Below are 24367 nucleotides of genomic sequence, written 5' to 3'. Positions count from 1 at the left end.
AGACCCCAACATCCAAAACTGTCAACGACAAAAAAACAAAAGAATGAATTTATTTCCTTCTGTGGATATGGGGCTTTCTAACCCAGTTTCAACCATTAGACTGAAGCCTGGCCCCAAACAGTCAGCGAACCTGGCCTGCGGGAAAAATAGTGTGACGTGAAGGCGGCTTACCGCCGGAAGTTTTACTGCATACTTTTAACACCAGCCGTTTATTGAATAGAGCAACAGAGGCGCCATGCTGACCAAGAAAGGCAAATACGGCCTGAAAGCCATGATGCATCTTGCTGGCGTGGCGGACGGCCACCTGGTTTCGGCGGGCGAAATCGCACAAAGGCACCAGATCCCACGAAAATTTCTCGATAATATTTTCATTGAACTGCGTAATGCGGGCTTCGTACTAAGCCGTAAGGGTAAAGGGGGCGGTTTTTGTCTGGCACGGGCAGCCGATGACATCCATATTGGCAATATCATCCGTACTCTTGATGGCGCTCTAGCGCCTATCGCCTGCGCCAGCAAAACGGATTATCAGGCTTGTGAAGACTGCAACGAAACCGAATGCGAAGTGCGCCGCATGATGCTGGAAGTGCGAGAAGCGATCGCCAATGTGCTCGACCATCGCACGCTCGCCGATAGTATGGTAGCAGATGAACTTATGCTTTCGAGCGACTGAAGTGATATGCAGGTTTCGTTGCTAGACGTAAATACGCACTGTCAGTACAAGAATACAGAAATTATTTCCGACTTCGTCAACGCCATCGCCCTTCCCTTCAGACGATGTCAGAGTGGATGTAGACCTGTGTCGTCTCAATCGATTCATGGCCCAGCCAAAGGGCTATGATTGTTCGGCCCACACCGCTCTGGAGAAGCTGCATTGCAGCAGTGTAGCGCAAGACATGCGGTGTGGCGCGCTTCAATCTAAACGTCGAACTGTTCGAGGCCGCCGTGGCGCATGTTTCCGAACAATTTGTTCAACCGTATTTCGGCTTAGAGGCGTGCCACGGATTGTTGCGAACAGGGGATCGTTGGGGCCAGCTCCGATGCCCGCAAGCCTGTCTGCTGCATTGTGGGGAGCAGCATCCGATCGCACCGGCCGAACCAGCTCGACTGATCGAGTGCTTTCAGCAACGCCTCCATCTCGTCGCGGGGCAGGAACTGCCCGATGATGCCGGCGTCTACATGAGCCACATGCAACTCAGTCGGCAGTAGCCTGGTTTGCGTTTCCGGGTATTGCAACAGAAGCCGGAAAGTGTCGCGATAGCTGGCAATCGTGTTTGGGCTTCGCCGTGTGATCTGATCGTGTGTCATTTTCCATAAGTATTCCCTTCCGTTGGTTGAAGGGATTACTTATGACAGATCACGAAAGCGGACGCTCTTCGCGCGGCCTCGCAGGTTCACACTGCGGACTGAGCGGGCATTTGCAGCGCGAAGCCCGAAGATCTGTTTCGACCGGGCATGACTGACGGAATACCGCGGATATGTCGGTTCCGGTAAGTCCACTTGCTATACATACCGACTGTATGGTATATATTTCACATGCCCCGCCCCACCAAAATATCCCCCGAGCGCGGCGATGCCCGCACCCGCCTGCTGGACGCGGCCCTTGACGTGATCCGGCGCAAAGGGTTTGCGGCCACCACCGTGGAAGACCTCTGCCAGGAGGCGGGAGTGACGAAGGGGGCATTCTTTCATCACTTCCGGGGCAAGGACGCGCTCGGCGTGGCAGTGGCCGAACATTGGTCGGAAACGACAGACGCCCTCTTCGAGGGTGCCCCCTATCACACGGCGGATGATCCGCTGGATCGGGTACTTGCCTACCTCGCCTTCCGCCGGGCTATCGTGTCCGACGAAATCCCCGCCTTCACCTGCCTTGTCGGCACTCTGGCGCAGGAGGTCCACCAGACTGCGCCTGCGATCCGCGATGCCGCCGCTTCCAGCATCTTCGGCCATGCCGAGACACTGGAGGCCGACATCCAGGCCGCTATCGATGCGCACGGGATCGCACCAGACGGTTGGGGCGCGGCCTCGCTCGCCCGCCACTTCCAAGCCGTGCTGCAGGGCGGTTTCATCCTCGCCAAGGCGGGGAACGACCCCGACCTCGCGCGCGAGGCCATCGACCATCTCGACCGCTACGTGCGCCGGCTATTCGGCGCATCTCAACCACAAGAGGACTGACCATGACCGATCCCATCGCCATTGAAGCCCATGTACCCGCTGAACCCGAAGCTGCGTGGAGCGCCTATACCGACCCGGACGCGATCACGCAATGGAACTTCGCCACACCCGAATGGTGCTGCCCCCGCGCAGAGGTGGATCTGCGTCCCGGCGGGCGGCACATGGCCCGCATGGAGGCGCGAGACGGCTCTATAGGCTTCGATTTCGAGGGCACTTACGAGGAGGTGGACGCGCCCTGCACTCTTGTCCTCAAGCTCGATGACGGGCGGATGTCCCGCACCACCTTTGAGGCCGAAGGCGACGGCACCCGCGTGAGAACAGTGTTCGATCCGGAGGCAAGCAATCCCGCCGAGATGCAACGCAGCGGCTGGCAGGCGATCTTAGACAACTACGCGGGATACCTACGAGGGAAGGCGTCGGCATAGGATGCGCTCTCGGCTGAGCCTATGCCCAGATGAAATACCACGTTGTATCCGCAGCGCGGTCCGCCAAAGCCGCCGTTCCTGACCACTACAGCCTTATGCCGATAGAAGTTGCCGACATCCCAGCAAAGTATGTGCATTCAGATATGAGAGCGGCATAATCCGAAGCTCGGCATTATGCGTAATCCCAGCGGGCATTAGAAATAATGTAGAAACCGGCTAGCTCAGATTTTCGATCATATGGTGTTGACGTTCAGGCCAGATGCAACCTGCGGCAAAACCTTTGGCCAGTTCGTCTATGAATGCACCATAAGCCAGTGCATCTGCCACTTGTGTGGCATCTATTAACTTTACTTGAGTCATGACAGCATTTTTCATCGCGGGTTATTTATGAGCCGAGGTTTGCATATTGAACATTTGCTGAATGGTGCGCCCGTTGCGAATACCATCCATCCAGGCTTTTTCCTTGGTCAAATGGTCTTGAGCAGCCGCAAGAACTTCCTGCGCACGCTCCAAAGGCACAATCACGACGCCATCATCATTACCTAGAACGATGTCTCCGGGACGCACCACCGCACCGGCCATGGAAATCGTACCATCTATGATACCGCCAAAACCGTGATGAGGGCCGCGCGGGACCACAGATTTACAAAACATATTGAAACGCAGCTGACGCACCTCATCTACGTCGCGGATAGCACCGAACACCACGGCACCGCCAAGTTTTCTATATGCGGATTCGGCAGTCATGATGCCGCCCCATACGGCCGTGTCATCAACGCCACCGGCATCAACAACAATGACTTCGCCGGCTTCAGCAATGCCAATTAGTTCGCAAATACTGCCGCAATCACCGGCCATGGATGTGACTGTTCGCGCCTGCCCGCACAGTGTAAGGCCAATTGAAACCGGCTTGATTATTGCACTCATTGCCTGCGTGCGATTCAGACAGTCCGAGGCCACTGCAGGCGGGATTGCACGCCATACGTTCAGAGCTTCGTCAGACAGTTTAGTGAATGGGGCGTTTAATTTTTGAAATGCCATTGTGGCATACTCCTTGACACATGGGATTTCAGCGGCTGTGTTTTTCCCAGCCGGGATTTACATTATTGCGGACTTTGTCACGCAGGAGAAAATCAAGCATAATCTCCACTGAGAAGGTTCGCATATCGACATAGCCAGCTTCGGAATAAAACGCGGCGTGCGGTGAGACTATAAACCGGCCAGCGATCCACTCTTCCTCATTACGCCATGCCTCAATCAAGGAGGGGACTGATAAAGGCGGCTCGGCTGGCAAAACATCCAGTCCGGCAGCGGCCAGTTTTCCAGATTTCAACGCTCTGAAAAGCGCATCAATATCGACCAGACCGCCTCGTGCAATATTGATGAAGATGCTGTTATCCTGGAATTTCGACAGCAGATCGTCATTGATCATGGCGCGAGTTTCGTTGGAAAGCGGTACATGCAGGCTCACGACATCGGATGCCGCAAGCAGCTCTTCCAGTGAATGTTTGCGCTCGAAACCTATACCTAATTCATGGCCTTCAGATAGATAAGGATCATAATAGACAACATTCATATCAAATGCTGCGGCACGCCGCGCAACTGCGGTACCGATACGGCCAAGACCAATAGCCCCGAATGTCAACCCGCGCAGCCGCCGCACAACCGGCGCACCTTCCGCAACAAAGCCTTTGACCGGATCTGTCTTGAGACGCTTTTCGTAGGTGCCAAGGCCGCGCGCGAGATAAAGCAGCATTGCTAATGCGTGATCTGCGACCTCTGTGGTTCCGTAATTAGGTACGTTGGAAACCGCGATTCCTGCTTGACGGCAAGCATCAACATTCACATTATCAAAGCCGACACCAACACGGACGATCAGTTTGCAATTGTCGAGTATGGCGACTGTTTCTGGCGTAATACGCATGCGGTGCCAGACCAGAATGCCGTCGCACTCTCTCCAATGCTTCTCCGGGATGCCTGCTGGATCGGTCTCATCATAAATGAGATATTCAAACTGGTTTCCGGAAATCGCGCTTTCAACAGCAAGATCACGCAGGTGTGCATCCGGCACGAGTATTTTATAAGTTTGCATAAATCCCTCCCGTTAAGGAAATTCCAAATAAAATCAAAGAACCTTGGACAAGAACGATTTGAGACGCGGATCATTCGGTTCACCGAAGAACGACTCCGGTGCCGCATGTTCAACCATCACGCCGCCATCGGTGAAAAACACCTGATCCGCAACCTCCTGCGCAAAGCGCATTTCATGGGTCACGAGAACACAGGTCATGCCTTCACCGGCCAGATCGCGGATAACATTCAGCACTTCCTGCACCATTTCCGGATCAAGGGCGGCTGTCACCTCATCAAACAGGATGATTTCCGGCTGCATCGCCAGTGCGCGGGCAATCGCTACACGCTGCTGTTGTCCACCGGACAGTTCGCCCGGATAGGCGTTTTCCTTGCCTGATAGCTGTACTTTGGCGAGAAGTTTTACAGCGCGTTCACGCACATCTTCCTTGTTGTGCCGCAACACCTGTATCGGTGCCATCATGATATTTTGCAGCACGGTTTTATGAGGGAACAAGTTGTATTGCTGGAACACCATTGAAACTTTATGGCGCAGCGGAACGCGCTCTTTCTCCGAACGCAACCGCTCCACTTGAAAGTTTTCGACTCGAATTGTGCCGCGTTCAACTGACACAAGACCGTTCAAACAGCGCAGTAATGTCGATTTTCCGGAGCCGGAAGGTCCGATGATGCAGGCAACATCACCTTTCTTAATGTCCATTGAAATACCTTTCAGTACTGCAACAGAACCGAAATTCTTATAAATATCTGCAACTTCAATGATCGGTTTTTCGGGTATTGTGTTCATATCATTTGCCTTTAATCAGGCGGCGCTCAAGGGCACGCGTCCAGGTCGCCAGTGGGTAGGCGAAAAGAAAAAACAGCAGGAGGATGTAGAGATAGATTGCGGTCGCATATTCGTCGCCATCACTGGCAATAACTGTTTTGCCAATGGAGAGCACATCGGATGTCCCTGTAACCACCACAAGGCTTGTGCCAATAAACAGCATCGCATAGGTCGTCATCAGGTTTGGCAACATCATTGGCAATGCCTGAGGCAGGATAATCAGACGCAAAATCTGGCCGCGGCGATAGCCAAGTGCGCGGGCAGATTCCCACTGACCATCAGGCACGGCGCGGATGCCATTTCTGAAACCCTCCGCAATATAAGCAGTCACCGGAAAAGACAGACCAATAACGGCCTTAAGAAAGGGCGATATGAAGATACTGGTACCGAGGATTGTCATCCGGAATGGCAGCAAATACAGCATAGCATAGAGCACAACCAGCCAAGGCGAACTGCGCAACAGGTTCATGATTAGCACAGCGGCATTTCGGAGCAGGCTATTGGGTGAGACCATGGCACCGCCGAGAAAAAAACCGGCGATGAGAGAAATCACCATAGAGAATATGCTGATAATGACATTCGCAGAAAACCCGCCGCCAAAACTGGAAAAACCTGAACTGCCTGTAAGAAGCTGAGATGAGCGGCTGATAAGGACGTCGATAGCATTGCCGCTGGCTTGACCGTAGGTGATGAAGAGAATGGTGAACAAAGCTGCGATAACGCCAAAAAAGCCAAGTAAAGCTGAAGTGGTGTCTTTATTCATTTCATTGTTCCTGCACCAAATCCCGGGATAGTCAGAGCCTTCGCAATTTGCTTGGCGAGCAAAACCACTGCGGTGGTAATGACCAGATAAATCAGCCACAACACGATCATCACTTCGAGATTACGGAATGTCTCCAGAGTGATCTGCGTCGCGAAGAACATGATGTCAGTTACCGCGACAAGTGCAGCCTGTGCTGATGTTTTGATCAGGCTAACCACATTGCTGGTCATGTTCGGAATAGTCAGGCGCAAGGCAATCGGCAGCTCTATCCAGCGGAAAATCTGCAAGCGACTGTAACCCATACTCTGAGCACCTTCGACAGTCTGACGCGGCACAGAGTTGATACCTGAGCGGATAATCTCAATGGCTATCGAGCCATTATACAGGGCCAGCGATAACACCACACAGGCAAAACCTGACAGCAACGGAATGCGCTCTCCGGTCGTTGCATCCGTATAGGTCATGCCTAAATCAGACAGCATGAAATACAGGAAAAACAGCTGCACCAAAGGCGGTGTATTTCTGAATAGATCGATCATGATGATCGTAAACGGCTTGGCAACAGCTATGTTAAAATGGATAATCGCAGCACCGGCAATGCCAATAACCAGCATCAGTACTGTGCCCAGCGCAGCGATTGCCAGTGTCGTTCCAAGCCCATCCAGCAACCAGCGTTGATATAGCGGGTCTGACAGCCATTCAAAGTCAAGGCCGAATAACATCGTTTACTTACCGTATATTACGCACACTCTATGCATAGGCAGAAAGGCGTATCTGAGAGGGGCATTACCGATTGCCAGTGGGGCTGTTATGCGCGGGCACCACTAACAACCAGTGTTTTTCTATTTGCGGATCAGTGTCCCGCAGCTTTTGCTTCTGCTGCGCGCTTGGCGACATAGTCGCTCTCGCCCATATTGTAGGCTTTTTCTGCATTGATCAGCAGACCTGTGGCTTCGGCAGCAAGAATGGCCTTGTTCACTTCTTCCAGAAAGCGCGGCTCATCTTTACGCACGCCGCCTGCAATCGGAATATAGTTAAAAGTCTCAAGGGCGATTTTGTATTTTTCAGCCCATTCAGGGTCAGTCAGTTTCTGCTGAAGAATAGGGCCATCAAAGGCGACAGCAGCACAGCGGCCATTCTGGAAGGCTTTGAACATATCTGCGGTTCCGGTGAGCAGAACTGTTTGTGCGCCATAGGTTTCGGTCAATGTGCGGTTATAAAGATTACCCTGCATGCCACACAGTTTTTGGCCGCGGACTTCTTCCCATGTGGAAATGGCCATATCCTTTGGCGCGAGCAGCACAATGCCTGCCATATTGTAATATTCTTCGGTGAAATCGATGACTTTAGCGCGCTTTTTATTGACGCCGAGCGTTGCCAGGATCAGATCAATGCGTCCGGCATTCAGCAATTCGATACGGTTGGAAGCCACAACCGGCACCAGCTCGATTTCCGTTTCCGAGCCGACAATTTTGCTGGCAACAAATTTCGCGAGATCAATTTCAAAGCCTTTCAGCTCATCATCCTTGGACAGGAATCCAAAAGGCACATAATCATTTTTGATGCCGACGATTAGCTTGCCTCTGGCTTTCACATCATCCAGCAGGTCAGCCTGAGCCACCGCGCAAAGTGTCATGCTGGAAAAAACAGTTGCCAGCGAGAGTTTTACAAGTGAATGCGCGATCATACAATTTCCCCTTTTTGTTATAGGAGAAAACCTATAGACAAATTTCATATAATTAATAATACTATTTTCTTACAAAATTATAAGTTAACCTTATAAGCGGAATTCATAATGTACGTAAGACAGCTTGAAGCATTTAAGGCCGTTATGGCGATGGGAAGCGTCAGCCGGGCGGCGGAATTGTTGTGCGTTTCGCAGCCGGCTGTGAGCCAGTTGATTAATCAGTTGGAGCTTTACTGCGGCTTCTCACTCTTCGAGCGCAAGGGCAAGCGTTTACATCACACAAGAGAGGCTGAAGCTCTGCTTGTTGAGGTTGAGGCGATGTTTGCAGGCGTCAACCGGGTGGCTCGCGTGGCAACAGCCTTGAGGGAGCAAAAATGGGGGGCCCTAACAATCGGTGCATTTCCGGCGATCGCGCGGCGTTTACTCCCACAGATTGTTTCGCAATTCGCTGTTGAACGCCCCAATGTAGTGTTTCACTTGCAAAGCATGCGCTCCCGAAGCCTGATTGATGCTGTTGCTAGTCATCAATTGGATTTTGGAATCAGCTTCATTCCGGGCGACCGAGATGAAATTGAAAGCATTCCATTGCAGACTTTAAAAGCCGTTTGCATTCTTCCTGTCGGCCATCACTTGTCAGAAAAACAGATTATCACAGCGCAAGATCTTGCCAATGAAGCTTTCATTTCTCTGGGGCCGCAGGACCAATCCCGCATACTGATTGATAAGATTTTTGATGATCTTCAGGTGCCGCGCAAAATGCAGATTGAAACAGGGCAATCTGAAACGGCTTGCTCCTTCGTTGCACTGGATGCAGGAGTGTCTGTTGTCGATCCGATCAGCGCTGCCGGTTGCCATGAGGGGGATTTGGTTGTCAGAGCATTTGAGCCGGATATCACTTTCAGGATTTGGCTGATACGACCGCGAATGACTGTAAAGTCTGGCGTCGTTGATAGTTTCATTGAATTTATGCAAAGTGAACTATCCGTTCACTTATTTGAGCCGTAAGCATTGGACATCACCAAAGGACTGGACACCCGACCCGCCCAGAACCATAGGCCGCAAAATCCTTCAGCCGCCTCCCCCTAGAAACCCCACTGATCCTCGCTCTTGACGTTTCCCAAGTCACTTTTCTTCAATCTGTAAAAATTTGAAGATGGTCAGCCTCTCAGTTTAAGCTGGTTCTTTTCGGTCAATAAATGACTAGCCGATAAATCGAAAAGCGCGCATCACTTCAAAAAAATCCCTGTGCCGAAAGCCTATCCTACAATCAGACAGCAACTCGGCCCCGGGATACCAGCTGCACCGATATGCTTCTGTCGGATTGGCATATTCAATTTGCATGTCAATTTCATCCGGCAGACTAAATAAAAGCGCGCTTAAATCTCCGGTCAATGCCTCCTCAACACCCGTTCGTATTTGAGTGCGAGCGCGAACCGGAGACATCGATACGGATGCAGGGCCAATCCCTTGTGAAACGGCAACCGTTTTAATTCCGGGCACGGCCTGCGCCGCATCCCCGCAGATCCCCGCATCGCCTGAAATGAAGACGCACGGCACTTTATGATAGGCTGCAATATGCGAATTGTGCGTAAACTCGGATGACAATACACCGTTAAAGTAGAAGCGCGATATACGGTTATTAAAACTGTGTGCCAGTGGATTAGCGGAGCTGCCAGCCTTGGCGTGATATCCCGTAAAAACCACAGCATCAAAACTATCATCCAGGCCGCACATCATCGAATGTGGGTTACCTGGCCATCCATGAATAACCGTTACATATTCAGGCAAGCGACCTGAAATGATATTGCGTGCAGTCTCATGACCATCTTTGACGACAACTTCTTGCGCCCCGGCATTCCTGGCACCTTCACAGGCTGCGACTACTTCCGCAGTCATATATTCACGGAACTCTGCATAATCAGGCCCCGATTTTCGGGCTTCATCCCAACTGGCAATTCCCGCAGTTCCTTCGATATCAGCGCTAATGAAGACTTTCATGGCTCTCCCTTCCCATCATTTCCCCAGACGTCACTGTGCTTCACCCGCACGGAGCACAATTAATGGAATTGTGCTGTTTTCAAATTCAATGCTGAGCTGATCAATGTTTTGGTATAGTCATGCTGGGGCTGCCGAAAGACCATTTCGGTATCGCCTTGCTCGACGACCTGCCCTTGCTTCATGACCATCACATAATCCGCTAAAGCCCTGATGACGGTCAAATCGTGGCTGATAAAAATATACGACAAATTATGCTCGCACTGTATTCGCCGTAACAGATCGATCACCTGTCTTTGCACTGTGCGATCAAGCGCTGACGTTGGCTCATCCAGTATAACAACGCTTGGTTTTATGATGATGGCTCTGGCAATGGCGATGCGCTGTCGCTGCCCGCCTGAAAACTCGTGAGGGTAGCGATTAATCAGCGTTTCATCCATACCGACCTCACGCAGCGCCTCGCCAACACGCGCATAGCGGGCCGCCTTGGTTAATGCCGGGTCATGTATTTTCAAACCTTCACCGATAATCTCTCCAATTGTCAGGCGCGGTGAAAGTGAGCCATACGGATCTTGAAATACCATCTGCAAGTTTTTTCTCACCGGTAACATCGCGCATTTATTCAGTTGGGATATATCCTGGCCATTGAACAGGATTTCTCCTTCACTTCGTATCAAGCGTGCCAATGCGCGGGCGATTGTCGACTTCCCCGATCCTGACTCTCCGACAATGCCAATGGTTTGCCCTTGCCGCAATTGTATGGACACATCATCCACTGCACGAAATATTTTATTAAACCCGCCCAGAAAGCTTTTTTGACGGCTTCCGTAATCGACAAAAATATTACGGGCATCCACGATAACAGGTGAAGACAAAGGCTGCGGTTCTTTGTGACCACTGGGCTCAGAGTCCACAAGCATTTTCGTATAGGCAGTCTGCGGCCTGACAAAAACCTCCTCGGTCGCCCCCTCCTCTACAATCTTGCCGCTTTTCATAACCACAACCCGTTCAGCAAAATGGCGCACAACCGCTAAATCATGGGTTATCAAAATAATTGCCATCCCAAAGCGACGTTGCAGCGACAACAACAATTCTAGAATTGCGGCCTGTACGGTAACATCCAGTGCAGTTGTCGGTTCGTCCGCAATCAAAATGTCCGGGTTATTTGCCAGTGCCATGGCGATCATCACCCGCTGCCTCTGCCCGCCAGAAAGCTCGTGGGGATAGCTGTCAATACGGCGCTCCGGTTCAGGAATGCCAACCATCTCGAGTAAATCCAAGACCTGACGGTGTGTATTCTTGATTTTGCTGCCCTTATGATAGGCGATCACTTCTGCAATCTGATAGCCTATCCTATAAAGCGGATCCAAAGACGTCATTGGCTCCTGAAAGATCATTGATATCTTGGCGCCTCTTATTTTGTTGAGCTGAAGATCGCTTGCTCCGATCAATTCATCCCCTCTATATATCGCCGAGCCTGTGATGCGGCCATTACTGGCAAGCAGCCCCATAATTCCCATCATGGTCTGGCTTTTGCCGGAGCCGGATTCACCAACGATTGCCAGTGTTTCCCCCTGCTGAACGCTGATATTTATCCCCCTGACAGCCTGCACAACACCATCATGTGTTTGAAAATTAATATTGAGATCTTTGACATCCAATATCTTTTCCAGAACGTCCGCGGCCTGTGCAGCCGTTATCGTGTTGCGCATCGCCATGTCATTTCTCCTTCGGATCCAAAGCATCACGCAAACCGTCGCCAATGAAGTTCAAGGAATAGAGGGCCAGAACAAAAAAGATTGCAGGAAATAGCAGCAGCCATGGTGATGACTGCATTGCAGCAGCACCGTCAGCAATCAGCGCACCCCAGCTCGTCAGCGGCGCCTGAACCCCCAACCCCAAGAAAGATAGAAAACTTTCCAACAGTATGACTTTAGGGACAACGACTGTCAGGAAAATGATGACAGCGCTAAGGGTATTGGGGATGATATGCACCCGGATAATTTGCCAGTCCGTCAAACCGAGCGATTCAGCGGCGCTTATAAAGTCCCTGCGCTTCAAGGCAAGTGTCTGACCACGCACGATACGCGCCATATCGAGCCATTCAACCGCTCCGATCACCAAGAAGATCAAAATAAAACTGCGGCCAAAAAAGACAACCAGTACCACAACCAGAAAGACAAATGGCAAAGAATAGAGAACCTCGATAACTCGCATCATTATTTCATCTGTCCGCCCCCCCAGATAGCCGGCTGTCGCACCATAAAGCACACCAATCCCCAGCGAGACCAGACTGGCCAACAGTCCCACGGTCAGCGACACCTGCCCGCCTAACATGATCCGTGTCATGAGATCACGACCATTGGCATCGGTGCCAAAAAGGAAATAATATGACGGCACGCTGCCTGATAGGTTTACTGTTTTGCCATCGTCACTTCTACTGACGATCTTTGTGTCAATGAACTCACTGGCACGATCAAAGTAGCGCGTAATATTCTCTGATACCGGTTGGTCAGAGCTGAGCTGAGCATGAAAGCTTCTTCCCTCGGTCGTGAAGTCTGTAAGCTGGATGCGGGCACGCTTTGCTATTTTTTCTGCCACTTGCGGCAGTGACCCGACTTTGGGGTGAGCCTCCACACTTGGCGGCAAGCTCACAAATGATGTGTAAATCTGATCATATTTATGCTGCGTCAACAGCGGTCCAAAGAAAGAGAACAGCGTAATTGCCAGGAGAATAAAAGAGCCGACCATTGCAGTTTTATTCTTGCGAAACCGGAGAATAGCCAACTGAAACAAGCTACGACCGGTATACTCGCGTGGAGTGATTTTTATAAACTCAGTCATAACGCACTCTCGGGTCCAGAACGCCGTACAAAACATCAATCAACAGATTGAAAATGATGACCAATGTGGCGATCAGTATGACTGTCCCCATCACCAGTGTATAATCCCGGTTCAATGCGCCGATAACGAAATAACGACCAATACCCGGCACTGAATAAATCGTTTCCACCACGACGGACCCGGTTAATAATGCAGCCGCACTTGGCCCCATATAAGAGACAGCGGGTAACATCGCACCACGCAGCGCATGCACCACGACAATAATGAATTTGGGTAGCCCATAGGCTTTGAGCGTGCGGATATGATCTGAATGCAGCGCTTCAATCATTGCCCCGCGTACCAGCCGCGCATAAATTGCAATCTGCGGCAAAGCCAAAGTAATTATCGGTAGAAGAAGATTGGCTGCGCCACCTGACCCCCATCCGCCTGCCGGCAGCCAACCAAGGTAAATACTGAATAGTAATATTAATAACGGGCCAATAACAAAATTAGGTATAGTGATACCAATAGTTGACACGGTCATCGCCCCGTAATCCGGTAGCTTGTTATGGTTTAAGGCAGCAACTATTCCAATGGCAACGCCCGCCAAAACGCCTATGAGCAATGCCCATATGCCCAGTATAAAAGAATAGAACAGACCACTGGTGAGCAACTCGAAGACACTCTGCCCTTTATATACAAAGCTTGGACCAAAATCTCCCTTCAGTGCATTGCCGACATAATGGATATACTGATGCCATAGAGGCTGATCGAGATTATAGGTCTTCATAAGATTTGCCATGACCTCTGGAGGTAATGGACGTTCAAGAGAAAATGGCCCGCCAGGCGCAAAGCGCATTAAGAAAAAAGACGCTGTGACAACTACAAATAATGTCGGTGCCGCGCTTATCAATCGACGCAAAACAAAATACACCATACAATAACCCCTTGCAGTTATTACTTAATCTATACATATTTAACGGGCCATATAACCAACAGCTATTTAACACTCAAATATTTGCTGGGGTGTTCATTCAGTGCATTGCTATGAAAACCATCAACCTTAGGCGATACCAGCCAGATATGTGTAGTGTTCACGAGTGGCATGATAGTTTGGCTTTCCATCAGTATAGATTCCGCATCATGCAGCAACTTTGATCGGGCTTGGGGATTAAGCTCTTTGTAGGAGCGAGCCAATAAATCATCATATTCAGGACTATTGAAGCGCCCGTAATTATAAGTTTTCTGGGTGCTGAGATCGAGCGACAGCGTTGCAACTGCATCGGCATATTCAGGCGTTCTGGAAGCACGCGCCACCTGGAATTCTCCGCCCTGCTGCAAATAACCATAATGGGAAGCAAGATCGAGATTATGTAGCTTTACATTAATTCCGAACGCTTCCTTCCACATATTCGCGATGGCCGTTGCAACCTGTTCATTTGCAACATTGGTATTGTATCGTATGGTGATTTCTAATGGTTTTCCTTCAGGGCCATAACCGGCCTCTTTCATCAGAAGCTGAGCCTTATCTTCCCTGTCAATCATCGACAGATTTGCGAAATCCACATCCGAGGGCTTGCCATAGGATGGTATTCCCGGTGCCATCATTGAATAAGACGGTGTAGCGGCTCCTGAAAAAATCTCATCGGCGATGAAATCGCGGTCGACAACCATCGACAAGGCGCGCCGGAGATTTTTGTCATCAAAAGGCTTTTGCCGCGTATCGAAGACATAATATTCGACAGTAAGGCTGGGGAAAACATTGACCTGTTCCTTGAATATATCTTTCAGACGCTGCAACTCTGATGTTGGAACACCGCTGAGCATATCCAGCTCACCTGCCTCATAACGCCTGACAGAAGCCGCTTGATCAAGCGTGGGGATGAACTCAACCTTGTCTAGCTTGACATTGTTCGCATCCCAGTAATTTTCATTTTTTATCAGCGTGATATGATCATTAGGCACATGTTCCTGCAATATGAACGGGCCATTTGATACCATCACACCGGGACGGGCGAACTGATCCCCAAGAGCATCGATATTCGCTTTATTGACCGGCAACATTGTGCCATGCGCCGCCAGCTCAAGAAAATATGGCGCTGGCCCTTCGAGGGTCACTTCTAATGTCTGATCATCCAAAGCAGCAACACCGAGCTGATCAGGCTTCATCTCGCCCTTATTAATAGGCTTGGCGTTTTTAATTGGATACAGCAAACGTGGATCCATTGCCGCCGTTGCCGGATTGACTTCACGCTGCCATGAGTAAACAAAATCATGCGCGGTTACCGGCGTGCCGTCAGACCATTTTGCAGTGTCACGTAGCTTGAATGTATAGACAGTACCATCAGCATTAACCTCCCACGATTGTGCAACACCGGGCGCAATTTCTCCCTTGTCGTTATAAGTGACCAGACCTTCAAACATGTCCTTCATCAGATAGTATTCGTGCCAGAGCGATGCCTTGACCGGGTCGAATGCATTCGGCTCCCCGATGATACCTCTGCGTATTAAGGTTTCCGCGTAACTGGCAGAATTTGCAGATATTGCCAATGATGTACCAAGCATAAGCAAACCAAACAACGCAGGCTTTCTTAGTGATTTCATAAACATAGCTATCCCTCCTCATTTATTTTTATGTCACCGCGATCTGTTCGTTATTTTTATTCTTAGTATGTTGGTGTCAGAGAAAATCTGTCTATCTTGAAAGGCGTATTATTCATCACAGGCTCCCGTCCCCCTGCTAATGCACTAATGATCGCCCCACTGAGACCTGCCTGCGTCAAACCCAGATGGCTATGACCGAAAGCATAGAATACCCCTTTATGAACCGGGGATTCATCGATGACAGGCAACCCGTCAGGCACAGTTGAGCGCCAACCCGACCAGCGCGTGACTGTCTTGCCCACCAGTTCAGGATACAAATCCTGTGCGATTGAAATTAGTCTATCCTGATGCCGTTCATCCGGCTGTGTATCAATTGGCGCAAATTCACCACTTGAGATCACATGCAGGCCGGCCTCCATAGGCGCAATCACACATTTATTCTGCGCCAAGGTTACTGGCGTGTTCAGTCCGACGTCTGCATTCTCAAAGGTAACGCCATAGCCACGCTCAGCGCAATGCAGGACAGGACTGCCAAGTTCAGCAGCCAATTTGGCAGAATATGCCCCCGCAGCGATCACAACAACATCTACATGCACAATCTCACCACCCGCATGCACGTGGAATGTCCCGTCGTCCTGCGGCTCAATGTGATCAACAGATCGTTGTTTTAAAACTGCACCGTTGCGCAACGCCACATCACCAATTGCAGCGATAAACTTGTTCACGTTGGCAGTATGATATTCGCGCGGAAACAGGGTGGCGAATTTCAACTTTTCTGGCAAGGACGGCTCAATGGATTTAAGCTGTTTCTCATCGAGTTCCTCTACCGCAATGCCGTGCTGTTTACGCACGTCCCGGTCAGCTTTCCCAGCCTTAAAACTCGCCTCGCTTTCATAGGCAGATATCCATCCCCGCTCCTTCACATGCTCATCAAAAACATCCTTATCAAGAATTGCCCGTAAAGCAGGGATCGACAATCTTTGCGCTTCTTTCAGCGCCTCTCTGCCCAATGCAAATGACAGGGGGCCGGAAGTCGCGACAAATGACGCCATCCATGGAAGAAACTCTGACAAGAATTCCTTGTTAATCATCAGCGTATCCAGATCCGGATTTTGCGCGGCGGTCAGCATTGCCTTTACGCCTCCAGCAGAACTGGCCGGTGCGATGATATTTGTGGCAAATATCCCTACCGTTCCTTCTGAACACCCACGCCCGAAACCATCTGGATCTAGCACAACCACGTCATGACCGTCGCGTTGAAGATAAGCCGCACAACAAGCCCCGACTGCCCCAGCCCCAACAACAGCTGCCCGTTTTTTATCTATTTTTGAACCCGACATTCCCATTTTCTCCACCTGCTCAATTTAGATATTCGTTTTCAAACACCGAGAGGATAACAACCACTGTAAGCAGTGCTTATTTTGCCAATCGTCTTTCCACTAATCTTGAAAAAATACTTGCGCCGACTGGGATGATATCTTCGTCGAGTATGAAGCCCGAATTGTGCACCGGCGTGGTTCCGCCATGACCCAAATGGAGGTAAACACCCCGTTTGATCCTCAACATATCGGCAAAATCTTCACTGCCCATGACAGGCTCATCACGCATGGCAACATTCTCTCGCCCGACCACATCGGCAGCCGCCAGCGCGCACTCTTCGATTAAATCTGCATCATTGATTAAAACATCAAAAACATTACGCAAATCAACCGTGACTTCGACACCAAAACTCGCTTCAATACCGGCCGCTATAGCGGTCATGCGCTGCCGGATAGTCTGTGCAACATTACGGTCCAGATATCTGATTGTGCCAGATATTTTACAATCTTCAGGGATGATATTATAGGCTGTGCCTGCCTGTATCTGCGTGACAGAGAGAACCGCAGCTTTCATCGGATCAATGTTGCGACTAACGATCGAATGAAGCATTTGCACTATATTGGACGCAATCAGGATCGGATCCTTCGAAGCCTCGGGTTTGGCAGCATGGCTGCCCTGACCTTTAATATGAATATCAAAAAAATCCGCCCCGGCCATTGTGGGACCAGCTTTCAGCAACACCCGGTTGGGCATCCCGTTAGGCGAGTTATGCAGGCCATAAATTTCATCACAAGGAAATCGCGTAAACAATTCGTCCTTGATCATTGCCCGCGCACCACCCAGCCCTTCTTCAGCTGGCTGGAAGATAAAAACAGCTGTGCCGGCAAAATTACGTGTCTCAGCCAGATATCGCGCCGCACCCAATAAAATCGCCGTATGGCCATCATGACCGCAACCATGAAACTGACCTGGAATGGCCGAGGCATAAGGTAAATTTGTTTTCTCCTCCATAGGCAACGCATCCATATCTGCACGCAACCCGACCATTTTCTTTCCCGGGTAATTACCCTGTAGAACCCCCACAACACCGGTTTTTCCAATGCCGGTATGAACAGTGACACCCCAGCTGGTTAAACTATCGACGACCAGCTTAGATGTTCGTTTTTCTTCAAACCCAATTTCTGGATAGCGATGTATTTCCCTGCGAATAGATACAAGATCATCCTTAAACTCAAAAATTCGACACAATACATTCACCACGCACCTCCAATACAGCACGTTTGCATTCAACCAAAAACAAGGTGGATTATTTACTGAATAAACTCAGATTACCTGTAACTATGTACAGGTAATACTTATTGATTAGATGATCACACACCGTATAACCAACATCAATCGTTTTTATGTAACCGTACATTTATAATATGCTGCCATACTCACCAGCACGCCAAAACTGACGACTGCATCAATCGTAAAAGAATCAAATCAATTGATTTTCAGCGTCCTGAGTGCCGGAACGAACGTTCCGATATTGAGCTATATTCAAGCCAGTGCGATTGATGCCCGTCAGTAAGGCACCTGTGCAAATGATACACAGCGCACGACTTCGCATCACACGCGACCCATATGCCAAGTCGCGATTGCAGTTCGCCATAACGCCCGACATTCCAGCAAATCAGTGGAAACCAAAACAGCGGCAAACCGGCGGCTGTATAATATCAACCCCAACTTATTTATTGAGAAATAATACGTAGCATTCCAGGACAAAGCTTATAAGCTACAAGATCCATATCATGGAGAGCGGGGATGCACGTAAGCGGCGTGAATATTCACTCGGACGAACAATGTTCAGCAAAATGGTTGGCAGAACAATTAACAACGCGAACCAAAAGAGGGATCACGGTTGAGACAAGCACGCTCATTCGATCAGGCGTCTTGGAAATTGGCGTTCGTCTCCCCGCCATACGCGACTTAGCCTATATCCTTGGCGTCAGCCCAACAACAGTTGCAGACGCATGGCGAGAACTGCGCAAACAAAAACTCATTACCGGCCTTGGAAGAAATGGAAGCTGGGTCAGTGGCGATTATATAGCCACACAGCCCAAACGCCTGATCGGAATAGATGTCGTTGATAAAAGCAGTTTAAATTTATCAAAGGCAGTTCCCGATCCGCTTTTATTTCCACCTTTAAAACAGGCACTGATTTATGCTTCATCCACAGAAGGCCTGAATAGCTATGACCGCATCAATATTATACCCGAGTTAAAATCCGTCATTCAACAGACTTGGCCTTATGATGCAGAGGCGTTCATTGCAACAAATGGCGGTTATGATGCGATTTATTCTATACTTCAAGCATTTATAACGCCGGGCTCATATATTGCGATTGAAGACCCAACGTCGGTTCGCTTTATTGATATGTTTGAAACGTTAAATGTACAGCCATTACCGGTTTCTTGCGACCTCATGGGGCCCCTGCCAGATGCACTGTCCGAAGCTATAAAACTAAAACCTGCTATTTTTCTCTTCCAACCGCGCCTTCATGCCATTACGGGTCAAACAATTCCTCCAGGCCGACTGAAAGAGCTTGCAGGCGTCCTAGAAAATAGCCACACTCTGATTATTGAAGACGATGGGATGAATGACATCTCCTCATCCCCCTCCATGTCTTTGGGACAATATTTGCCTGATCGAGTTATGCACATTCGCTCGTTCTCAAAAACGATGGGTCCTGATTTGCGGACTGCCGTGCTTTCAGGCACAGCTAAAATGATTGAGCAGATACATTCTTCCCGCAGTTTCGGCTCGGGCTGGACAAGCCGCCTTTTACAATCAGCAACAGCGTGGTTGCTGAAACAGCCCGATACTGCAAATTATATTGAGAACGCTCGAAATATATATGAGGCAAGACGAAACAAGCTTTCTGACTACATGGCCGATTATGGCGTTCACTTACCGCAAGGCAATGGTCTATGCCTATGGATTCCAGTACAATGCGACGTAACAGCAACCAAGGTACTTGCATCAAATGGCATTACGGTTCAGCCTGGCTCAAAATTCAGCGTTCAAAATAAAAAACATATACGAGTAGCAACTAGCAACATCAAAAGTAACTATCAGTACATCGCCAAACACCTTAATCATGCTCTAAATTCAAGCCCTGATTAAACCTGATAGCACTGCCCCCATTCACTCGAATTTTTTTCAACTGGAGTTTTGATCTTTACGCCCCGGAATGCCCACCCAACCGTTACACTAATTAACTTCAAGCAATGGTCATTCCTGGTATGGTAGACTAAGAATAGCAGTCAACTTATGGAAGTTATGCGGATATGTGCATACGAACCAAACATCTTAAAATGTCGCCCCGTTAAATCGGACTATTCTCTGCTAAAATCTTCAATTTACGGCTCCTGGGATGCCTGGATTCCCAGCCAAGCCAAATTCCTCAATGATTTCAATAAATCATTTTTTCGCATTCGCCAAATGTGTCATAGGTTTGTGCTACAGTTAGCGCACGGCGTCAAGGGGCAGGCAGAGGCGAAAATTATTTCCGCTCGACACAAAAACGTGGCACCGCCCGTTGAGCGATGCCACCTTTGCCATAACTGTTCGATGCCGTAAGATTGACGGCTATTCCACCGTCACAGACTTCGCGAGATTACGTGGTTGATCAACGTCTGTACCCATAAGAATAGCGGTGTGATACGCGAACATCTGGATCGGCAATGCATAAACAAGCGGCGTGATGAATTCCGGCACGTCCGGCATCACAATGGTCGCCATCGTGTCGATGCTTGCAGACGCTGCGCCCTTTTCATCGGTAATCAGGATGATGCGTCCGCCGCGTGCCGCCACTTCCTGCATATTGGAAACAGTCTTTTCATAAAGACGGTCCGATGGTGCGATCACGATAACCGGCATGGCTTCATCGATCAGCGCAATCGGGCCATGCTTGAGTTCACCAGCCGCATAGCCTTCGGCATGGATGTAGGAGATTTCCTTGAGCTTGAGTGCCCCTTCCATCGCAAGCGGGAAAGACGTGCCGCGACCCAGATAAAGCACATGATTGACCTTCGCCAGTTCATGACAAACAGCCGCGATTTCCTCTTCCAGCTTGAGCACCTGATTGATGAAACGCGGTGCTTCGGAAAGCTCGCGCACCAGTTCCTGTTCACGCTTGTCGTCAATGACGCCACGCGCCTTGGCAGCAGCGATAGCAAGCGAAGCCAGCGCCGAAAGCTGGCAGGTGAAAGCCTTGGTCGATGCAACACCGATTTCAGGCCCCGCCAGTGTCGGGAAGACGGCATCGGATTCGCGCGCAATGGTCGAGCCGGTGACATTGACCACCGAGGCGATCTTCAGCCCTTGCGATTTGCAATAGCGCAATGAGGCCAGCGTATCGGCCGTTTCACCCGATTGCGAGATGAACATGGCCAGCGTATCTTTCGACAGCGGCATTTCGCGGTAGCGGAATTCGGAAGCAATGTCGCAATCGACGGGCAGGCGTGCGATCTGCTCAAACCAGTATTTACCGACCGAAGCCGCATAAAAAGCCGTGCCGCAGGAGGCAATCGTCAGGCGGTCGATTGTGCTGAAATCAATACTAACCGCTTCCTGACGCACCGTGCCTTTGGTGAAATCAAGATAATTGGCGAGCGTGTGGGAGATGACTTCCGGCTGCTCGAACATCTCTTTCTGCATGAAGTGGCGATGATTGCCCTTCGAGACCAGCATATTGGCGGCCTGCGACCTCTGCACCGGACGTTCGACTTGGCTGTTGGTCTCGTCATAAACGGTGACGCCCTTGCGCGTCAGCACCGCCCAGTCGCCATCTTCCAGATAGGCGATGGAATCGGTAAAGGGCNCGGTGACGCCCTTGCGCGTCAGCACCGCCCAGTCGCCATCTTCCAGATAGGCGATGGAATCGGTAAAGGGCGCCAGCGCAATCGCGTCGGAACCAAGATACATTTCGCCTTCGCCATAACCGACCGCGAGCGGTGGCCCCTGACGCGCGCCGATCAGCAGTTCTTCGTCGCCATCGAAGAGAAAGGCGAGCGCAAAAGCACCGCGCAATTGCGGCAGGCAATCGCGCACGGCTTCAATCGGCGACTTGCCCTTGTCGAGTTCGCGCGTCACCAGATGCGCAACGGCTTCCGTGTCGGTTTCGGTCTCGAATGTGTAACCATCGGCTTCCAGCGCAGAGCGCAATTCGGCAAAATTTTCGATAATGCCATTGTGAACAACCGCAAGGCGCTTGGTGAGATGCGGATGGGCGTTGCGCTCCACCGGCTTGCCGTGCGTCGCCCAGCGCGTATGACCAATGCCGATGGTGCCGGGCAACGGCTCTCCGCCAAGACGCTTCTCGAGGTTCACAAGCTTGCCTTCGGCGCGGCGGCGGTCCAGCCTGCCATTTTGCAGCGTGGCGATACCGGCGGAATCATAGCCGCGATATTCGAGCCTCTTCAGGGCATCCACCAGAAGCGGCGCTACTTCGTCTTTTCCGATGATGCCAATGATTCCACACATGGACTGCTCCGATAAATGCAACCGTTTTTAATTATTTGACTGGGTTTAGTTCCAATCACTCATAGTTGCAATTAGTTGTCGTGCGCATCATCGAATTCTTACGTTCAAAGCGCCTTTTTTGGGCATCAACATAATCCTAAAACGCAAGCAAAACTGACCATCTTCGCGTTAAGAAATTAGTCTAGCCAACACATCCCGTAATGACGTTTGCCAATGTGGTGCCGACCAGTTGAACATCTGTTGGAATTTGGCAGTCGACAGGCGCGAATTCGCAGGACGTGCAGCCTTGGTCGGATAATCGGCCGTCGCAATATCCGTGACAGTCACAGTTGGTCCACCAAGCTTGGCACTTTCACCGAATATGGCGCGTGCAAAGCCGCTCCAGTTTGTATCGCCCGTACCGACCAGATGATAAATACCATAAGCGGAGAAGTCTGGCGTTGCCGCTAAATGATCCGCCACCTGGATGACTGCATCAGCGATATCTAGCGCACTGGTCGGGTTGCCCCATTGGTCAGAAACGACAGAGAGTGCATCGCGCGTCTCTGCAAGCCTCAGCATCGTCTTGACGAAATTCTTGCCAAACGGGCTATAGACCCACGCCGTTCGCAAAATGATGTGTCGTGGATTGGCTAGCGCAACCAGACGCTCGCCTTCAAGCTTGGAACTCCCATAGATACTACGAGGTCCAGTGACATTCGTTTCATCATAGGGTTCATCAGCGTCGCCCGCAAAAACATAATCGGTCGACAAATGAATGACAGGAACGCCACAGATTTTCGCCGCTTCGGCAACTGCTTGCGCACCAGTGGCATTCACTGCAAAGGCAAGTTCCTGCTCATCCTCGGCCATATCCACCGCCGTGTAGGCGGCGGCGGAGACAACGAGGTCTGGCTTGACTGCCTCAATGGCACTGCGCACAGTGTCCGGCTTTTTCAAATCCAACTCCGGGCGACCCAGTGCAATCACCTCCAGGTCGGGGCGTTGATCTGCCTTCTCAAGAAGGCTCTGGACAACCTGCCCTTCCCGCCCGGTGACGAGGATTTTCATACCTTAACCTCTTTTGCTGACGCACTGCCCAGACGCTCACCGGCATAGGTTCCGCTGCGGATCGGTTCCCACCACCATGCGTTATCGAGATACCATTGAATGGTTTTTTCCAATCCCGTCTCGAAGGTTTCCTGCGGCTTCCAGCCCAATTCGCGCTCGATCTTCGAAGCGTCAATCGCATAGCGGCGGTCGTGGCCGGGACGATCTGTCACGAAAGTTATCAGATCGGCGTAGCTCTTGCCGTTTGCGCGAGGTCGCTTCTTGTCGAGAATGGAGCAGATCGTTTCTACGACATTCAGATTGGTGCGCTCTGCACGCCCGCCGATATTGTAGCTTTCGCCCAGCTTGCCCGTGGTCGCGACCAATGTCAGAGCGCGCGCATGATCCTCGACATAGAGCCAGTCTCGCACATTTGCCCCCGCCCCATAAACCGGCAGTGGTTTTTCATCGAGCGCATTGAGAATGACGAGCGGGATCAACTTCTCTGGGAAATGGAATGGTCCATAATTGTTCGAGCAATTGGACAGCACAACTGGCAGTCCATAGGTCTCATGCCAGGCACGCACCAGATGATCGGACGCTGCTTTCGAAGCCGAATATGGCGACGACGGTTTATAAGAAGTTTCTTCAGTGAAAATACCGCTATCGAACGGCAAATCGCCAAACACTTCATCCGTCGAAATATGATGGAAACGGAAGCTCGATTTGCGAGGCTCCGGTAGTTCCCGCCAGTAAGCCAGCGCCGCATTAAGCAAACGGAACGTTCCGACGATATTCGTTTCGATGAATGCACCCGGACCATCGATTGAACGGTCGACGTGGCTTTCCGCCGCCAAATGCATGATCACATCGATTTCGTGGGCACGTAAAGCATCCAGAACGCTGGTGTCGTTACAAATATCAGCTTGGAGAAAGCTGTAATTCTGACGGTTTTCAATCTGGCGCAGTGAGGCCAGATTCCCCGCATAGGTCAGCTTGTCGAGATTGATTACATTGACCTTGGGATCAGTAGCCAGATGGCGGCAGACAGCTGAACCAATGAACCCTGCTCCACCTGTAACAAGAATATTCATATCATTTCC

The 24367-nt window shown here is 50.5% G+C and carries 24 protein-coding genes; 5 read left to right on the top strand and 19 right to left on the bottom strand.

Going from position 1 to position 24367, the window contains the following annotated elements; all coding sequences use genetic code 11:
• The first annotated feature begins 235 nt into the window (after positions 1 to 235).
• A complete protein-coding gene (locus KUG47_RS09895; protein ID WP_217677780.1) occupies positions 236 to 670 on the top strand; it encodes an RrF2 family transcriptional regulator in 435 nt (144 codons plus the stop codon).
• A 97-nt stretch (positions 671 to 767) separates the two neighbouring features.
• Here the strand turns inward: KUG47_RS09895 and KUG47_RS16870 are convergent, their stop codons facing one another.
• Positions 768 to 914 carry a tyrosine-type recombinase/integrase gene (locus KUG47_RS16870; protein ID WP_217677779.1) on the bottom strand — a complete coding sequence of 49 codons (147 nt, stop codon included), beginning with the start codon at positions 912 to 914 and terminating at the stop codon, positions 768 to 770.
• Between the two features lie 70 nt (positions 915 to 984).
• On the bottom strand, positions 985 to 1305 hold the full coding sequence (locus tag KUG47_RS09885) for a site-specific integrase (protein WP_217677778.1): 321 nt from the start codon (positions 1303 to 1305) through the stop codon (positions 985 to 987).
• A 228-nt stretch (positions 1306 to 1533) separates the two neighbouring features.
• On the opposite strand from KUG47_RS09885, the gene KUG47_RS09880 reads away from it, so the two are divergent.
• Positions 1534 to 2172 (top strand): TetR/AcrR family transcriptional regulator, encoded by a 639-nt coding sequence (locus tag KUG47_RS09880; RefSeq protein ID WP_217677777.1) that lies wholly within the window; start codon positions 1534 to 1536, stop codon positions 2170 to 2172.
• Between the two features lie 2 nt (positions 2173 to 2174).
• On the top strand, positions 2175 to 2597 hold the full coding sequence (locus KUG47_RS09875; protein WP_217677776.1) for an SRPBCC domain-containing protein: 423 nt from the start codon (positions 2175 to 2177) through the stop codon (positions 2595 to 2597).
• Between the two features lie 216 nt (positions 2598 to 2813).
• Here the strand turns inward: KUG47_RS09875 and KUG47_RS09870 are convergent, their stop codons facing one another.
• The 7 genes from KUG47_RS09870 to KUG47_RS09840 form a co-directional block, all read right to left on the bottom strand.
• Complete coding sequence (locus tag KUG47_RS09870; protein ID WP_217677775.1) at positions 2814 to 2957, bottom strand: hypothetical protein; 144 nt, start codon at positions 2955 to 2957, stop codon at positions 2814 to 2816.
• 21 nt (positions 2958 to 2978) lie between these two features.
• The gene (locus KUG47_RS09865; protein WP_217677774.1) at positions 2979 to 3638 is read right to left on the bottom strand and encodes an RraA family protein; all 660 of its coding nucleotides are present in this window, start codon (positions 3636 to 3638) and stop codon (positions 2979 to 2981) included.
• A gap of 28 nt (positions 3639 to 3666) precedes the next feature.
• Positions 3667 to 4689: a C-terminal binding protein gene (locus KUG47_RS09860; RefSeq protein ID WP_217677773.1), complete on the bottom strand. Its 1023-nt coding sequence runs from the start codon at positions 4687 to 4689 to the stop codon at positions 3667 to 3669.
• A gap of 33 nt (positions 4690 to 4722) precedes the next feature.
• Positions 4723 to 5475, bottom strand: a complete 753-nt coding sequence (locus KUG47_RS09855) for an amino acid ABC transporter ATP-binding protein (RefSeq protein ID WP_254799470.1) — start codon at positions 5473 to 5475, stop codon at positions 4723 to 4725.
• A 1-nt stretch (position 5476) separates the two neighbouring features.
• Positions 5477 to 6277 carry an ABC transporter permease subunit gene (locus tag KUG47_RS09850; RefSeq protein WP_217677772.1) on the bottom strand — a complete coding sequence of 267 codons (801 nt, stop codon included), beginning with the start codon at positions 6275 to 6277 and terminating at the stop codon, positions 5477 to 5479.
• Positions 6274 to 6999: an amino acid ABC transporter permease gene (locus KUG47_RS09845; RefSeq protein ID WP_217677771.1), complete on the bottom strand. Its 726-nt coding sequence runs from the start codon at positions 6997 to 6999 to the stop codon at positions 6274 to 6276. Before KUG47_RS09845 ends, KUG47_RS09850 begins: the two co-directional genes overlap by 4 nt.
• Before the next feature lie 131 nt (positions 7000 to 7130).
• Positions 7131 to 7964 carry a transporter substrate-binding domain-containing protein gene (locus KUG47_RS09840; RefSeq protein ID WP_217677770.1) on the bottom strand — a complete coding sequence of 278 codons (834 nt, stop codon included), beginning with the start codon at positions 7962 to 7964 and terminating at the stop codon, positions 7131 to 7133.
• A 108-nt stretch (positions 7965 to 8072) separates the two neighbouring features.
• Between KUG47_RS09840 and KUG47_RS09835 the strand changes: the two genes are divergently transcribed.
• On the top strand, positions 8073 to 8969 hold the full coding sequence (locus KUG47_RS09835) for a LysR substrate-binding domain-containing protein (protein WP_217677769.1): 897 nt from the start codon (positions 8073 to 8075) through the stop codon (positions 8967 to 8969).
• Positions 8970 to 9164: 195 nt separating this feature from the next.
• On the opposite strand, the gene KUG47_RS09830 is transcribed toward KUG47_RS09835, so the two are convergent.
• From KUG47_RS09830 to KUG47_RS09800, 7 genes are all read right to left on the bottom strand, one after another.
• Entirely contained in the window at positions 9165 to 9962 is a 798-nt protein-coding gene (locus KUG47_RS09830; protein ID WP_217677768.1) for a M55 family metallopeptidase, read from the bottom strand.
• A 59-nt stretch (positions 9963 to 10021) separates the two neighbouring features.
• Positions 10022 to 11671, bottom strand: a complete 1650-nt coding sequence (locus tag KUG47_RS09825; protein WP_217677817.1) for an ABC transporter ATP-binding protein — start codon at positions 11669 to 11671, stop codon at positions 10022 to 10024.
• A gap of 7 nt (positions 11672 to 11678) precedes the next feature.
• Positions 11679 to 12803, bottom strand: a complete 1125-nt coding sequence (locus KUG47_RS09820) for an ABC transporter permease (RefSeq protein WP_217677767.1) — start codon at positions 12801 to 12803, stop codon at positions 11679 to 11681.
• Entirely contained in the window at positions 12796 to 13719 is a 924-nt protein-coding gene (locus KUG47_RS09815; protein ID WP_217677766.1) for an ABC transporter permease, read from the bottom strand. The genes KUG47_RS09820 and KUG47_RS09815 overlap by 8 nt, the downstream gene beginning before the upstream one ends.
• Before the next feature lie 62 nt (positions 13720 to 13781).
• Positions 13782 to 15392, bottom strand: coding sequence for a peptide ABC transporter substrate-binding protein (locus tag KUG47_RS09810; protein WP_217677765.1), 1611 nt, complete (start codon positions 15390 to 15392; stop codon positions 13782 to 13784).
• 56 nt (positions 15393 to 15448) lie between these two features.
• Complete coding sequence (locus tag KUG47_RS09805) at positions 15449 to 16726, bottom strand: NAD(P)/FAD-dependent oxidoreductase (RefSeq protein WP_217677764.1); 1278 nt, start codon at positions 16724 to 16726, stop codon at positions 15449 to 15451.
• Positions 16727 to 16802: 76 nt separating this feature from the next.
• Positions 16803 to 17963, bottom strand: coding sequence for a M20 aminoacylase family protein (locus KUG47_RS09800; protein WP_217677816.1), 1161 nt, complete (start codon positions 17961 to 17963; stop codon positions 16803 to 16805).
• Positions 17964 to 18512: 549 nt separating this feature from the next.
• Between KUG47_RS09800 and KUG47_RS09795 the strand changes: the two genes are divergently transcribed.
• Complete coding sequence (locus KUG47_RS09795; RefSeq protein WP_217677763.1) at positions 18513 to 19874, top strand: aminotransferase-like domain-containing protein; 1362 nt, start codon at positions 18513 to 18515, stop codon at positions 19872 to 19874.
• A gap of 465 nt (positions 19875 to 20339) precedes the next feature.
• On the opposite strand, the gene glmS is transcribed toward KUG47_RS09795, so the two are convergent.
• From glmS to rfbB, 3 genes are all read right to left on the bottom strand, one after another.
• Positions 20340 to 22235 carry a glutamine--fructose-6-phosphate transaminase (isomerizing) gene (gene glmS / locus KUG47_RS09790; RefSeq protein ID WP_217677762.1) on the bottom strand — a complete coding sequence of 632 codons (1896 nt, stop codon included), beginning with the start codon at positions 22233 to 22235 and terminating at the stop codon, positions 20340 to 20342.
• A 168-nt stretch (positions 22236 to 22403) separates the two neighbouring features.
• Positions 22404 to 23285 carry a dTDP-4-dehydrorhamnose reductase gene (rfbD, locus tag KUG47_RS09785; protein ID WP_217677761.1) on the bottom strand — a complete coding sequence of 294 codons (882 nt, stop codon included), beginning with the start codon at positions 23283 to 23285 and terminating at the stop codon, positions 22404 to 22406.
• Positions 23282 to 24358 carry a dTDP-glucose 4,6-dehydratase gene (gene rfbB / locus KUG47_RS09780; protein ID WP_217677760.1) on the bottom strand — a complete coding sequence of 359 codons (1077 nt, stop codon included), beginning with the start codon at positions 24356 to 24358 and terminating at the stop codon, positions 23282 to 23284. The genes rfbD and rfbB overlap by 4 nt, the downstream gene beginning before the upstream one ends.
• Positions 24359 to 24367 lie beyond the last annotated feature (9 nt).

The sequence above is a fragment of the Falsochrobactrum tianjinense genome, from assembly GCF_019100495.1.
Classification (GTDB): domain Bacteria; phylum Pseudomonadota; class Alphaproteobacteria; order Rhizobiales; family Rhizobiaceae; genus Brucella; species Brucella tianjinense.
Note: the sequence above shows the minus strand (reverse complement) of the source record. Positions and strands in the feature narration are given on the sequence as shown.

What these genes read in the sequence shown, in the direction of transcription:
- KUG47_RS09895 (WP_217677780.1), top strand. Translation starts at nt 236, where the DNA reads ATGCTGACCAAGAAAGGCAAATACGGCCTGAAAGCCATGATGCATCTT.
- KUG47_RS09820 (WP_217677767.1), bottom strand. Translation starts at nt 12,803, where the DNA reads ATGACTGAGTTTATAAAAATCACTCCACGCGAGTATACCGGTCGTAGC.
- KUG47_RS09795 (WP_217677763.1), top strand. Translation starts at nt 18,513, where the DNA reads ATGCACGTAAGCGGCGTGAATATTCACTCGGACGAACAATGTTCAGCA.
- rfbB (WP_217677760.1), bottom strand. Translation starts at nt 24,358, where the DNA reads ATGAATATTCTTGTTACAGGTGGAGCAGGGTTCATTGGTTCAGCTGTC.
- KUG47_RS09850 (WP_217677772.1), bottom strand. Translation starts at nt 6,277, where the DNA reads ATGAATAAAGACACCACTTCAGCTTTACTTGGCTTTTTTGGCGTTATC.
- KUG47_RS09880 (WP_217677777.1), top strand. Translation starts at nt 1,534, where the DNA reads ATGCCCCGCCCCACCAAAATATCCCCCGAGCGCGGCGATGCCCGCACC.
- KUG47_RS09840 (WP_217677770.1), bottom strand. Translation starts at nt 7,964, where the DNA reads ATGATCGCGCATTCACTTGTAAAACTCTCGCTGGCAACTGTTTTTTCC.
- KUG47_RS09810 (WP_217677765.1), bottom strand. Translation starts at nt 15,392, where the DNA reads ATGTTTATGAAATCACTAAGAAAGCCTGCGTTGTTTGGTTTGCTTATG.
- KUG47_RS09805 (WP_217677764.1), bottom strand. Translation starts at nt 16,726, where the DNA reads ATGTCGGGTTCAAAAATAGATAAAAAACGGGCAGCTGTTGTTGGGGCT.
- KUG47_RS09855 (WP_254799470.1), bottom strand. Translation starts at nt 5,475, where the DNA reads ATGAACACAATACCCGAAAAACCGATCATTGAAGTTGCAGATATTTAT.
- KUG47_RS09870 (WP_217677775.1), bottom strand. Translation starts at nt 2,957, where the DNA reads ATGACTCAAGTAAAGTTAATAGATGCCACACAAGTGGCAGATGCACTG.
- KUG47_RS09825 (WP_217677817.1), bottom strand. Translation starts at nt 11,671, where the DNA reads ATGCGCAACACGATAACGGCTGCACAGGCCGCGGACGTTCTGGAAAAG.
- KUG47_RS09835 (WP_217677769.1), top strand. Translation starts at nt 8,073, where the DNA reads ATGTACGTAAGACAGCTTGAAGCATTTAAGGCCGTTATGGCGATGGGA.
- KUG47_RS09865 (WP_217677774.1), bottom strand. Translation starts at nt 3,638, where the DNA reads ATGGCATTTCAAAAATTAAACGCCCCATTCACTAAACTGTCTGACGAA.
- rfbD (WP_217677761.1), bottom strand. Translation starts at nt 23,285, where the DNA reads ATGAAAATCCTCGTCACCGGGCGGGAAGGGCAGGTTGTCCAGAGCCTT.
- KUG47_RS09815 (WP_217677766.1), bottom strand. Translation starts at nt 13,719, where the DNA reads ATGGTGTATTTTGTTTTGCGTCGATTGATAAGCGCGGCACCGACATTA.
- KUG47_RS09885 (WP_217677778.1), bottom strand. Translation starts at nt 1,305, where the DNA reads ATGACACACGATCAGATCACACGGCGAAGCCCAAACACGATTGCCAGC.
- KUG47_RS09845 (WP_217677771.1), bottom strand. Translation starts at nt 6,999, where the DNA reads ATGTTATTCGGCCTTGACTTTGAATGGCTGTCAGACCCGCTATATCAA.
- KUG47_RS09830 (WP_217677768.1), bottom strand. Translation starts at nt 9,962, where the DNA reads ATGAAAGTCTTCATTAGCGCTGATATCGAAGGAACTGCGGGAATTGCC.
- KUG47_RS09875 (WP_217677776.1), top strand. Translation starts at nt 2,175, where the DNA reads ATGACCGATCCCATCGCCATTGAAGCCCATGTACCCGCTGAACCCGAA.
- KUG47_RS09860 (WP_217677773.1), bottom strand. Translation starts at nt 4,689, where the DNA reads ATGCAAACTTATAAAATACTCGTGCCGGATGCACACCTGCGTGATCTT.